Source organism: Ruegeria sp. CE6, from assembly GCF_056537485.1.
The window spans coordinates 987,971-1,000,539 of record NZ_JBQFRR010000002.1; the positions used below are offsets into that span (position 1 = coordinate 987,971).

General features: G+C 58.4%; 9 protein-coding genes. 2 read left to right on the top strand and 7 right to left on the bottom strand.

The window, feature by feature from the left end; translation table 11 throughout:
* Positions 1 to 92: 92 nt before the first annotated feature.
* The 6 genes from ACR0DK_RS13375 to ACR0DK_RS13400 form a co-directional block, all read right to left on the bottom strand.
* A complete protein-coding gene (locus tag ACR0DK_RS13375; RefSeq protein WP_480736535.1) occupies positions 93 to 1,466 on the bottom strand; it encodes a multicopper oxidase family protein in 1,374 nt (457 codons plus the stop codon).
* Positions 1,467 to 1,539: 73 nt separating this feature from the next.
* Positions 1,540 to 2,178, bottom strand: coding sequence for a cell wall hydrolase (locus ACR0DK_RS13380; RefSeq protein WP_170393504.1), 639 nt, complete (start codon positions 2,176 to 2,178; stop codon positions 1,540 to 1,542).
* 186 nt (positions 2,179 to 2,364) lie between these two features.
* Positions 2,365 to 4,926 carry a putative PEP-binding protein gene (locus ACR0DK_RS13385; protein WP_480736537.1) on the bottom strand — a complete coding sequence of 854 codons (2,562 nt, stop codon included), beginning with the start codon at positions 4,924 to 4,926 and terminating at the stop codon, positions 2,365 to 2,367.
* Between the two features lie 36 nt (positions 4,927 to 4,962).
* Positions 4,963 to 7,182 (bottom strand): glycine--tRNA ligase subunit beta, encoded by a 2,220-nt coding sequence (glyS, locus tag ACR0DK_RS13390; RefSeq protein ID WP_480736540.1) that lies wholly within the window; start codon positions 7,180 to 7,182, stop codon positions 4,963 to 4,965.
* A 9-nt stretch (positions 7,183 to 7,191) separates the two neighbouring features.
* A complete protein-coding gene (gltS, locus tag ACR0DK_RS13395; protein WP_170596125.1) occupies positions 7,192 to 8,400 on the bottom strand; it encodes a sodium/glutamate symporter in 1,209 nt (402 codons plus the stop codon).
* Between the two features lie 5 nt (positions 8,401 to 8,405).
* Positions 8,406 to 8,927, bottom strand: a complete 522-nt coding sequence (locus tag ACR0DK_RS13400; protein ID WP_170465487.1) for a DUF6446 family protein — start codon at positions 8,925 to 8,927, stop codon at positions 8,406 to 8,408.
* Between the two features lie 78 nt (positions 8,928 to 9,005).
* Between ACR0DK_RS13400 and ACR0DK_RS13405 the strand changes: the two genes are divergently transcribed.
* Entirely contained in the window at positions 9,006 to 9,638 is a 633-nt protein-coding gene (locus tag ACR0DK_RS13405) for a MarC family protein (RefSeq protein WP_170404988.1), read from the top strand.
* 8 nt (positions 9,639 to 9,646) lie between these two features.
* Here the strand turns inward: ACR0DK_RS13405 and ACR0DK_RS13410 are convergent, their stop codons facing one another.
* Entirely contained in the window at positions 9,647 to 10,576 is a 930-nt protein-coding gene (locus tag ACR0DK_RS13410) for a glycine--tRNA ligase subunit alpha (protein ID WP_170817619.1), read from the bottom strand.
* 205 nt (positions 10,577 to 10,781) lie between these two features.
* Here ACR0DK_RS13410 and ACR0DK_RS13415 point away from each other — a divergent pair, with 205 nt between their 5' ends.
* Positions 10,782 to 12,521, top strand: a complete 1,740-nt coding sequence (locus ACR0DK_RS13415) for a serine protease (RefSeq protein ID WP_170662185.1) — start codon at positions 10,782 to 10,784, stop codon at positions 12,519 to 12,521.
* Positions 12,522 to 12,569 lie beyond the last annotated feature (48 nt).

A 12,569-nucleotide genomic window follows, 5' to 3' on the forward strand; every position in this document is an offset into this window, starting at 1 on the left:
TCGGGCTCGGTGGACTGATGATCAGCCCACTTTAGGCGTTTCGCGGGCGTATAGCATCGCAGCAAACGCCTTTCCAGCTACGGAATGCGGCGTTACGTGACCCGGAACCAGCTCATCATACCCGATGCCGCATGGCCAAGCATGTGACAATGCAACAGCCAGTTGCCCGGATTGTCAGCTACCAACGCTACCTGCCGCACCTGCCCTCGCTCGACTAGAACAGTGTCGCGCCACGGCCCTAGTGTACCGTCCTGCAGGATAATGCGAAAATGGTGTCCATGCAGATGCATCGCATGTGGAAACGCCGTTTCATTTGCGAATTCAATCCGATGAACTGATCCCAATCGCGCATCCAGAAACGGATCATCTGGCCGCTCTGCATATCCGTTCAAAGCCCAGAATCGTCCAAGCTGAGCCAACTCGCGCCCCGACAGCTCGGAATTGCCCAATTTGGCGCTCTCCAGCCAGCGCATTGCACCCCCCTGCATCGTCATACGATGCAGAGGTGTATTCTGCAGTTCAATTTCGGGCATTCGGTTTGCTGGCAACGGTCTAACTTTTGCATCAGCAATACGCGATGCTACTCCGAACACATCAAATTTGACGAGTCCGTAAGCGCCATCCCGTTCTACACTCACAATACTTGCCGTCTGGCCGGATTCCGCTGAGACATCAACGATCAAGTCAACCCGCTGCGCAGGCGCCAAAGGAAAACTGCTCTCAACTCGCAATGGAACCTCAAGCGGCATACCGTCAAGCGCAACGATCCAGCCAGCAAGCCCGTCGAGCGCTACGTCGAATACCCGGGCATTCGCGGCATTGATCACCCGCAATCGCAATCGCTCAGACGCCTGCACCGGATAAGAAGGGTCAAACTCTCCGTTCACCGTTACAATGTTGCCCAGCCGACCCGCATGGCTCAGATCATGACCATTGTCGAAATCGCTCGATATCTTTGCGCTCTCGGTGTCAAGGCGCCAATCGTCCAGCATTAAGGTCAGGTCCTGATCAACATCGGGTCCGCTGGCTTCTTCGACGATCAAAGGGCCATAAAGCCCACGCGCGACCTGCTCCATCGATTGGTTGTGCGCATGATACCAATAGGTTCCCGCATCCGGCACCACGAAATCATATTCAAAGTTGGAATCTGGCTGCACAACTTCCTGCGTCAGGCCGGGCACTCCATCCATCGCATTGTCGATCCGGATGCCATGCCAGTGAACGGTCGTTGGTTGCGGCAGCATGTTTACAAGCTTGCGGCGTACCCGAGCCCCCTGCGGAACACGGATTTCCGCGCCCGGAACACCGCCGCCATAACTCCAGACCGGAGTTTCCGGATATCCCTGGGGCGCGATCTGCTGGAGGGAAGTCTGTGCCACCAGTTCGGTGGCAGATGCCATCGCCACGCGTGGTATCATCGACAAGGCCAGGGTCGATTGCAGAAACTGTCGGCGTGTTATGGTCATTGCGAGCCTCCTGGCTCGCAACATAGTTGGTAAAACGCCTGTTGCCAGCACCCTTCCAGCGCTGGTGCGTCAATCAGTTGCTGGCCGTGCGATAATTGTGCTTGTAGAAGATATGCACGCCAATACGCGCCGTTTCTTTATAGACGCGGGACCAGGACGGGCGCACTGCCTTGGTGTGATAGTGCGTGGCACCTGCGGTCATCTCTTCAGCTACACCATCGATTGCGGCACGGGCGACTTTCGAAACGCGATCATAAGCGCGTTTTTCGTTGATAATCTCTTTCTGCCCGTCACAGGTGTAGGTGAACTGGCACTGATATTTCTTGCCCGTTCCTTGCTTTATCACACCGCACAGTGAATCCGGAAAGCGACCGCTTTCAACACGGTTCAGGATAACCTCGGCCACTGCAAATTGACCGCGTACGCTTTCACCGCGAGCCTCGAAATACAGCGCTTCGGCAAGACAACGGAAATTTTCATCTCCGGTCGCCTTTGGCTGCTGGTCCAGCCAGGCTTTGGTGTAGGAGATTTCGACTTTTTCCGGCGCCTTACGCGGCTTAAACAGTTTCAGGTAATCGCGGAAGCTTTGTGCTGGCAACTCGTTACGTGTGACCAACTCAACAGATTTTGTATCGCCTTGCCTATCGGCAAAGGACAAACTCGGTAGCAAGGCTGCGGCCCCCACGGCAACAGCCACTATGTAGCGTCTCATCAGATAACCTCGCACAGGCACAAACGCGCCATACCCTCCCCCGGCGGGCGCGTCGAGGCTAATACCCCAGACGAAGCGAGACGTCCAGTTCTGAAAAAAATGCAAGAGAAAAACCGCTCACGCCGCCAATTATTATCGACAGCGGAACGTTTCTTACGCCACTATTTCTAGGTAGGAGACAGTTAGTCAACCCCCAAGTTTGGACGAAATCGCCAGTTGAGCGGCAGACAGCCGAGCGACAGGAACCCGGAAAGGGGAACAGGACACATAGTCGAATCCAAGTGACCGGCAGATTGCGATTGATTCGGGGTTACCACCATGTTCGCCACAGACAGAAAGCGTAACGTCTGGTTGGGCTTGACGCCCGCGCTCGGCCCCCAGCTTCAGCAATTCACCTACCCCATCTGCATCCAGAACGTGAAATGGATCTTCGCCAAACACTCCTTGGCGGACATATGCCGACATGAAGCGCCCAGCGTCATCGCGCGACAATCCGTAGGTCATCTGGGTCAGGTCGTTTGTTCCAAAGCTTAGGAAAGCGGAATGTGGCGCAATCTCATTCGCGCGCAGACAGGCCCGAGGCGTTTCCACCATCACTCCCAATCGATAGTCGAACTCCTGCCCCTGCTCCGAGGCAACCTCGGCCGCTACAGTATCGATGCGTGTTTTGACCAGTTCAACCTCGCGCTTGGCCGAGACCAGCGGGATCATGACCTCGGGTACGACAGGGGCACCTTCTTTGCTGGCCTCAACCGTCGCCTCGAAGATCGCGCGTGCCTGCATGTCGTAGATTTCCGGCACGGTGACACCCAGACGAACCCCGCGCAATCCCAGCATCGGGTTGTATTCGCTCATCGCCTCGACCCGACGTTCGACATCCGAGATTGGCAAATCCAGCGCCTCAGCCAGCTCGCGCTGACCAGTGCGCGTAGTGGGCAGAAACTCGTGCAAGGGCGGATCGAACAGGCGGATGCAGACCGGCTGCCCCTCCATAATCCGGAACAACTGCACAAAATCCTGCCGTTGCATCGGCAGCAACCGTTCCAACACAGCAGCGCGTCCAGATGGGGTCTGCGCAAAGATCATTTCGCGCATAACGGTCAGGCGGCCAGGATCGAAGAACATGTGTTCCGTTCGGCACAACCCGATCCCTTCTGCTTTGAAGTTTCGCGCAGTTTGCGCGTCAGCGGGTGTATCGGCGTTGGCGCGGATAGCGATGTCCCTCTCGGCATCGGCCCAGCTCATCAGGGTCTGAAAGCAATCATCCAGCGCCGCTTCAAGCATCTCGGGTTGTCCGGCCAGAACCTGACCCGAAGTCCCATCGATGGTCAGAATATCGCCTGTCTTGAACACACGCCCATCTGGTGCGCTTAGCAGCTTTTTCTTGGTCTGGAATCGCATCTCGGACGCGCCGACGATACACGGCAAACCCAGACCACGGCCAATCACCGCCGCATGGCTGGTGATCCCGCCCTTTTCGGTCAAAACAGCTACTGCGGCATGCATTCCGCGCACATCTTCGGGCGAGGTTTCTCGGCGCACAAGAATACAGGGCTCCCCCCGCGCGGCGCTGGCCTGCGCTTCGGCAGCCGTAAAGACAATTCGACCGGTCGCTGCACCGGGGCTGGCCGCGATGGCTGTGGTCAGCACATCGCGCTCGGCCTCGGGGTGGACTTGCCGGTGCAGAAGTTCGTTCAGCGAATGCGGGTCGATCCGCATCACAGCCTCTTGCGGCGGAATGATCCCGTCTTCGGCCAGGCGCACCGCGATCCGCATCCCGGCCCGCGACCCGCGCGGAACCCGCACGCCGTCCAGAATATGCACCTTGCCGTTCTGCACCACGAATTCGACCTGCATCTCTTCGCGCAGCTTCTCACGCATAAGCGCGGCGTGGGCCTTGAGGTCGGCAAACGCCTCGGGAGCTACATCTTCCAGCGCCTGCCCCCGTTCATCCTTTTCCAGATACAGCGCAGCGACACCTTCCCCCAGCGCGTCGCGCCCTTGACTCTGGCTGAGATAGCGGCCCGTGATCTGCGGCATGCCCGTCGCAGGGTCAATCAGTTGCAAAACGCCCGAACCGCACTCGCCCTGGCCGACACCCGGGATCATCTCTTGGATCACCAGCCCCAAACCTGCATCCGCCGGCGCGCCCTTGGCCTGCCGCAGCAGCCGGGCCGACGTGCCATCCCAGGCACGCGCCATCGAGCGCAGAACACCAATCAGTTGCTCTCCTCGATCTTGCGGAAAGGCCTCGTCGGTTTCATCTTCATACGCCCGTAGGGACAAGCTCAACCCTTCGCGCCCATCCGCATCGATGGTATCGAATACGTCAGGGTCCAGACGGGCAATATGGAGCGCATAGCTCTGCACAAACCGCAGATATAGCGCCGCCGCTGCATCCGCCCCCATTTCCGCAGACCGATCCAGATATCGGGCATCGTTCATGCCGATATTCAGCACCGCCCCCGGTCCACCCCAGTCAGGATCTTCCGAACTGGGCCGTACACACAGCAATGACTCGGCGTCGAACTGTTCCAGAATGGCCGTGATGTCCGGAATGTCGCCCTGGGCAATTCGCTGCACCGCGTCAAAAGAAAGGGCCACGGTCCGCGGCACCGGCATGTCCAGCCGGACCAGTCGTTGCAGGCACTTTGCCCGGCCACCATGGGTATTGGCGGCAACGGGCGCTTTTGGAGTGATAAGCGTGGTATGCGGATTATTCTGCACTGCGGCACCTTTTGGTTTCACCGCAGCATAAGCCCCTGCGCCCTTGGCGCAAGGGCGTTATCCCTCGATACGGGTCAGATCAGCAACGCTAGAGCAGACCTTACGGATCTGGCTCAGCAGGTTCAGACGGTTGCGGCGCAGAATGTCATTATCGGTATTGACCTGCACGTCCTCAAAGAACGCATCCACCGGCCCGCGCAGTTCCGCCATTGCCGCCATCGCTGTCGGGAAATCCTCGGCCTTCAGAGCAGGATCGATCTTGGCCTCTGCCGCGTCAAGCGCTGCAAACAGTGCCTTTTCGCTGTCAGTTTCAGCAAACTTCACATCCGCGCCGTAAGAGTATTCGACTCCATCCTTCTCTTCCGCCTGAGACAGGATGTTGTTCGCACGCTTGAACCCCTGCACGAGGTTCTCTCCATCCTCGGTCGCAATCACCGCATTCAGAGCGCGGGCGCGTTTGACCAGCAGGTTGAGGTCGTCATTCCCCTCCATCGCGATACAAGCGTCGATGACATCATGGCGGATGCCCTCGTCTCGGAGGAAGACTTTGAGGCGGTCGTGGAAGAAAGAAAGAAGATCGTCAGACGCGTCAGGAACCTTTTTCTCAAGCTCAAGAAATGCTGCTGCGGGCGATCCTTCAAGCTTTTCTTTGACAGTCTGGAATGAAGCACCAAAGACACCATGTTTTGCGATTTCTTCCAGGAGATCGCGGACATTCGCTTCGGGCAAAGCCTCATTGATAGCGCGTTCTGATCGAACCAGTTGACTATCGAAAAAACGGTCCAACCGAAGACGCAGATCATTATTCACGATTAGTCGAATTACCCCTAACGCCGCACGACGCAAAGCAAACGGATCTTTCGAACCCGTGGGTTTCTCATCTATCGCCCAGAACCCGGTCAGCGTGTCCAACTTGTCGGCTAGCGCCACTGTCACAGACAACGGTGCGGTCGGAACATCATCCGACGGCCCCAACGGCGAGTAATGCTCCTGAGCCACAGCAGCCACGGCAGCGTCCTCGCCCGCCGCATCGATGTAATATCGCCCCATAAGCCCTTGAAGTTCAGGGAACTCATAGACCATTTCGGAGTTCAGATCAGCCTTGGCCAAACGCGCGGCTTTCTCGGCCTGATCCGCATCCGCCCCGACCACCGGGGCCAGTTCTCGGGCCAGCGCGGCAATGCGGTCGATGCGTTCCGCCTGAGTGCCCAGCTTGTTGTGGAAAGTCACATTCTCCAACGCGCGGGTCCATTGGGCGATGTCCGACTTGGCAACGCGCAGGTCGTTCTCCCAGAAGAATTTCGCATCGGCCAGACGGGCCGACAAAACCTTCTGGTTCCCCGCCAAAATGGTCGCGCCGTTATCGGCGGTCTCGCGATTGGCGACGGTAATGAAGCGCTCGATCCGCCCCGTCTTGGGGTTCTTCACAGAAAAGAACTTCTGATGCTCTTTCATCGAGGTCTGCAGTACCTCGGGCGGCAGCTCAAGAAACTCCTCGTCGATCTGCCCCATCAGCACAACGGGCCATTCGACCAGACCGGCAACTTCTGCCAGCAGACCCTTGTCGTCGACGACTTCCAGACCTGCGGCGAAGGCCATGTTCTGGGCATCGTTCCAGATATGTTCGGCGCGCTCTTCGGGCGACAGCACCACGAAGGCGCGTTTCAGCTTGGCGGCATAATCCTCGAACGAGTTCACCGTAAACCGGTTCGGGGCCATGAAACGATGGCCCTCAGTCGTATCACCGGACGTGATCCCTTCGATCGCAAGCGGCACGACCTGCGCGCCTGCTTCATCGGTCAGGATGCAAAGGATCGAGTGCAAGGGCCGTACCCACCGCATCGATCCAGCCCCCCAGCGCATGGATTTGGGCCAGGGGAAGTTTCGAATGGTAGCTTCTAAGACCTCGGCGATGATTTCAGCTGCTGGACGACCCGCCTTTTCAATGGTGGCGAAATACACTGCGCCTTTGGGCGTGTCGCGCTCTTCCAACTGGTCTCGGGTCAGTCCCGCGCCGCGTAGAAAGCCTTCGATGGCTTTGTCAGGCGCGCCGACCTTTGGGCCTTTGCGTTCTTCGTGGATTGTCGGGCTTTCCGCCAGCAGGCCTTCAACCGCCAGCGTCAGGCGACGCGGCGTCGTCAGTGCAGCGGCAGAGGCATAGGTCAGACCGCCTTCGACCAGACCATCGGTGATCCGCTTTTTCAGGTCTTCACCGGCGCGGGTCTGCATGCGCGCGGGGATTTCCTCGGAAAACAGTTCGATCAGCAGGTCGGGCATTTTCGGTCCTTAGAAATTGACAATCGTCTGAATGACGATGGCATTGGCGATGTCCACAAAGAATGCGGATACAAGGGGCAGTACGATAAAGGCAATAGGCGACGGGCCATATCGCTTGGTTACGGCGGTCATATTTGCGATAGCTGTGGGGGTAGCACCCAGAGCGAACCCCCCGAACCCGGCGGCCAGAACGGCGGCGCGGTAATTCGATCCCATCAACGGAAACAGAACCCAGATCACGAACACCACGGCAAACAGGGTCTGGGCGGTCATGATCACCGCAATCGCAAGGCCCAGTTCGGCGATGGTCCACAGTTGCAGGCTCATCAGCGACATCGCCAGAAATGCACCAAGCGCGAATTCCGAGATCAGCGCCAGCGAGGGCGTGCGTGAGACCGGCTTGGCATTCGGCGCGAACATGGCGCGGAGATTGGCAATCACGATCCCCATGATAAGGCAGGGCACAAACAACGGCAGTTTCAGCCCTGCGGCGCTGATTGCTTCGCTCAGGATCGCGCCTGAAATGATCGCGAGGTTGAGATACAGCAGCACCCGCATGATTGTCAGATGATCAATCTCGGATTTCTGGTCGACCTCATTGGGCAGGCCCACCGTATGCTCTTCCCCGGGGCGTTCGGGGCTGAGATTGCGCCCCTCGATCAGCAGCCGCGCAATCGGCCCCCCGACCAGAGCGGCCAGCACGAGACCCAATGTGGCCACGGCCACCCCCAACTCGGTTGCGCCACTCAAACCGGTGGCGCCCGCAACTTCGGGGGCCCAGGCGATCGCGGTTCCGTGCCCCCCGATCAGCGCAGCAGACCCGAACAGCACCCCGGCTTGCGCCGGATAACCGAACATCGCGGCCCCCGCAGCGCCGATCACGTTTTGCGCAACGATGGTCAGAAGCGTCAAAATCAGAAGCAAAAGCAAAGGCTTGCCGCCCGCAATCAAATCGGACAGACGGGCATTTAGACCAATCCCGGCAAAGAACAGAACCAATAGAAAGTCTCGTGCGGTCAAGCCAAAGGATAGCTCAATGCCGAAACCAAGATACAGCGCCAATACCACGAGCGAGGCCAGAAGGCCCCCGGTTACCGGCTCGGGGATGTTGAAGCTGCGCAATTGTGCGACACGGGCGTTGATCTCTGCCCCCAGCAGATAGACCGCAAAGCCCAGCGTTGCTGTCAGGAACTCCGGTATCTCAACGACCATCCCCATCTGCATCAGCCCTCGGGCCTGGGTGGGCACTCCTCGCCCACAACCGTGCCGTCATAGGCCTTTTCACCGCAATTGTTCAGCGCATGCCAGACGTAGCCTTTACCATCCTGTGTAATGGCAACGATCCGGTCGACACCATAATGGATGTTCTTGGTGCCCAAGAAAGCCTGTGCTTGACCCGATTTCAATACGTCGGCCAGCGCAACTGCGTCGTAGCAGTCAAACCACCCTGGCGCGGTCAATGGCTCGGGGTTCTCGACAGGGGTAAAATCCACCATTTGATCCGGCCTCAACTCGGTTTCGAAACAGGCCCGATACCGGATCGGAGAACTGTCGGCGTCAATGGCCTTAAACCCAGTATAGGCGATGGCTTCGGGCGCTTCCGCCCCTTGCGCCAGCAGGACCACATCCTGGCCCGGGCGCGGTTCTACCTCATAATAGAACCCATAAACCTGCAGGTAATACATGCCAGCACCGGCCAGAACTCCAGAAATCAGAAGGATTAGCGCAACCAATTTTCCAGTCATCGTTTACGCCACCTCTTTCAAGTTCATAGAAAATAAGACAGGTTCCCAAGCAGTACGGTCAGAAACGAGGCTACTCGCATGGAAACCACTCTTGCCGTCGGATTCTTTGGCGCGCTTTTTGCAATCATGAATCCGATTACCAACTTGCCTGTGTTCCTGAGTGTTACGCAAGACCTGCCCATTTCGGATCAACGCAAAGTGGCTGTGAAGACTGCGCTTTATTGCACGATCCTCGGTGGCGCCTTCGCTGCGATCGGCAGTCAAGCGCTTGGGCTCTTTGGCATCAGCGTCGATGACCTGCGCGTCGCCGGTGGCCTCGTTGTACTGATGATCGGCCTGAACATGCTGAACGGGAACGAGAGCAGCTCGCATCACGGAACCGACGGAGAAAAGAAATCCTATCCCGCGCCCGAGACCGTTGCGTTCTATCCCTTGGCTTTTCCCATTCTGGTCGGCCCCGGAACAATCACAACACTGATCCTTTATGCGCACCACATCAAAACCCCGGTCGAAGCCGTTGTCTATGCAGGTGTATTTCTGTTCGTGGTGGCCTTGCTTTTGATCACGTTCTGGAACGCATCGGCGTTGGCTAAGCGGCTGTCGGACAATGCCCGAGTGATAATGAGCCGCTTCATGGGCATGATCCTTGCGGCTATCGCAATCAGCATGATCGCAGACGGCCTGAAGGCGTTGTTGCCCGGACTGGCCTAGGCGCTGCATCAAGCTTCGAACCCGGCAGCCTCGGTCTGCACGAACGCATCGGCGCATTGCTTGGCCAATGCGCGAACGCGGCCGATATAGGCCTGTCTTTCGGTAACCGAAATCACCCCGCGGGCGTCCAGCAAGTTGAAGATGTGGCTGGCCTTGATGCACTGATCATATGCGGGATGCGCCATGATGATGCGCTTGCCCGTCTTCGGGTCGTCATGTTCCTGCGCCAGAATGGTCGCGCATTCGGTTTCAGCCTCTTCGAAATGACGCAGCAGGACCTCGGTATTGGCAATATCGAAGTTCCAGCGGGCGTATTCCTCTTCGGTCTGCTTGAAGATGTCGCCATAGGTCAGCGGGCTGGGCGACTGAGGATCGTTGAAGGGCATGTCCATCACATGGTCGATGCCCAGCACATACATGGCCAGACGTTCCAAACCATAGGTCAGCTCACCCGAAACCGGCGCACAGTCATGGCCGCCGACCTGTTGGAAATAGGTGAACTGGCTGACTTCCATGCCGTCACACCAGACCTCCCATCCCAGACCCCACGCACCCAGAGTGGGGCTTTCCCAGTCATCCTCGACAAAACGGATGTCGTGCAGGTCCATGTCGATGCCGATGGCCTCGAGGCTGCCCAGATACAGTTCCTGCAAATCAGGCGGACTGGGTTTGATCAGCACCTGGTATTGATAGTAATGCTGCAACCGGTTCGGGTTTTCGCCATAACGTCCGTCTGTCGGGCGACGCGAGGGCTGAACGTAGGCCGCGGCCCAGGCCTTGGACCCCAACGCGCGCAGGGTGGTTGCCGGATGGAACGTACCCGCGCCGACCTCCATGTCATAGGGCTGTAGGATCGCACAACCTTTCGACGCCCAATAGGTCTGAAGCCTTAGGATAATCTCTTGAAATGAACGTGGTGCGCTTTTGGGTTCGGTCATGACAATTCCCTTGGACGCCCAAGCGCCCGGTTCCGGTGGGTTCGGCCCTTCCTATGCAAGGCATCCAAGGGCGTCAACGGGCCAAACGGCCACTCTGTCGCTGAGCGGCCACACACAGAATTCCCCGTATTCCGGGCATGGCAATCGGACCGCGATTCCGCGTAATCTGCGCCAAAGTGAAAACACTGCAGAACACGGGCAGACAATGACACGCGTATTTACGGTTATTACATTCTTTATCCTCTTCGGCCTGCGCGCCGCTTTTGCCCAGCAAGATGCGGGCGTCTTTGTTCAGATCGAGGCACAGCCGTCGCTGCGCGAGGCGCAAGAACGGGCGCAGGTCTATGCGAACGCACTGCCCGATGTGAACGGGTTTCGGCTGAATTCCGGCTGGTATGCCATTGTTATCGGGCCCTATTTACGCGACGACGCCGAACAGGTGCTGCGCGTTTACCGGGCCGAGCGTCAGATCCCATCGGACAGTTTCATCGCATTCTCCAGCGCGCTGGGGCAACAGTTCTGGCCCATCGGTGCCAACATCCTGAACCGCGGCGTCGTCACCGCCCCGATCCAGCCCGAGCCGCAGCCAGAGCAGCCCTTGGCCGGTCTTACCCTGCAGGACGCAGATGAAACCCGTTCGCAGGCTCTGCAAGGCGAACGCCTTTTGACCGCGCAAGAGCGCAGAGACCTGCAAACCGCGTTGCAGGCAGCCGGGTTCTACAATTCAACAATTGACGGAGCCTTTGGTCAGGGCACCCGCCGCTCGATGGGCGATTGGCAACGTTCCAACGGGTTCGACGCGACTGGCGTTCTGACCACGCTGCAGCGCAAAACCCTGATGGATGACTACAACGCTCCACTGATCAGCGTCGGGATGGCACGCTATTCCGACCCGCAAGCCGGGATCGAACTGGATATGCCAATGGGCGTCTTGGGCTTCGAACGTTACGAGGCACCCTTTGCCCATTTCAACCCCACTTCTGATCTGGACGCCAAGGCGCTGCTGATCTCGCAGGAAGGCTCTGCCGCAACCCTGCGGGCGCTCTATCAAGTGATGCAGTCGCTTGAAATCGTTCCTCTGGACGGTGAGCGCAGCCTGCGCGGCAACAGCTTCACGATTGAAGGGCGCGGAAATGGTATGACCTCGTTCACGCAAGCAGCTCTGAAAGACGGCAAGATCAAAGGTTTCACGCTGGTCTGGCCTGCCGGGGATGAGGCTCGCCGCGCTCGAGTTTTGGCCGCGATGCGCGCAAGCTTTGCCACGACCGATGCCGTACTGGATGCCGGTGCCGGAGCGGATGCTGACCAGCGCATCGATTTGATGTCAGGACTGCAAATCCGCAAACCGCGGCTATCGCGATCGGGCTTCTTCGCCGACACTGATGGTACGGTTCTGACGGTCACCGAGGCCGCTGAAAGCTGCACCCGCATCACGCTGGACGGTGACCAAGAGGTTCAGCTGGCTTGGCAGGATGCCGACCTTGGTGTCGCTGTGCTGCGTCCTAGCAAGACCCTAGCCCCGATCAGTGTCGCCGAGTTCCGCGCGGGCGTTCCGCGTATTCAGTCTCAGGTGGCTGTTTCGGGCTTTTCTTACGAAGGCGCGTTGGGTGCCCCTACTCTGACCTTTGGCGAAATCGCTGATATCCGCGGCCTGAATGGAGAAGATGGCGTCAAACGCCTTGCACTGTCCGCCCAGCCCGGCGACGCGGGAGGACCTGTTTTTGACGATAGCGGCAGCGTTGTTGGCATGTTGCTACCTGCCCCTTCCGATGGGCGTACCCTGCCCGACTCGGTCAGCCTTGCGGCGAATGTGGCACGTCTGACCGAAGTTCTAACCAAGGCGGGCATCTCAGGTCAGCCCGCGCAAGGCTCAGCCCAGATTTCACCCAACGAACTGAGCCGCAGAGCCAACGGAATGACCGTTCTGGTGCACTGCTGGGACTGAACAATCAGGTTCAGGGAAAAGGCGCTGCACGAAGGTGCACGCCTTTTT

Excerpts from the sequence above, each read along its gene's own strand:
- ACR0DK_RS13405 (WP_170404988.1), top strand. The coding sequence starts at position 9,006 with ATGGAAACCACTCTTGCCGTCGGATTCTTTGGCGCGCTTTTTGCAATC.
- gltS (WP_170596125.1), bottom strand. The coding sequence starts at position 8,400 with ATGGGGATGGTCGTTGAGATACCGGAGTTCCTGACAGCAACGCTGGGC.
- ACR0DK_RS13415 (WP_170662185.1), top strand. The coding sequence starts at position 10,782 with ATGACACGCGTATTTACGGTTATTACATTCTTTATCCTCTTCGGCCTG.
- ACR0DK_RS13375 (WP_480736535.1), bottom strand. The coding sequence starts at position 1,466 with ATGACCATAACACGCCGACAGTTTCTGCAATCGACCCTGGCCTTGTCG.
- glyS (WP_480736540.1), bottom strand. The coding sequence starts at position 7,182 with ATGCCCGACCTGCTGATCGAACTGTTTTCCGAGGAAATCCCCGCGCGC.
- ACR0DK_RS13400 (WP_170465487.1), bottom strand. The coding sequence starts at position 8,927 with ATGACTGGAAAATTGGTTGCGCTAATCCTTCTGATTTCTGGAGTTCTG.
- ACR0DK_RS13410 (WP_170817619.1), bottom strand. The coding sequence starts at position 10,576 with ATGACCGAACCCAAAAGCGCACCACGTTCATTTCAAGAGATTATCCTA.
- ACR0DK_RS13380 (WP_170393504.1), bottom strand. The coding sequence starts at position 2,178 with ATGAGACGCTACATAGTGGCTGTTGCCGTGGGGGCCGCAGCCTTGCTA.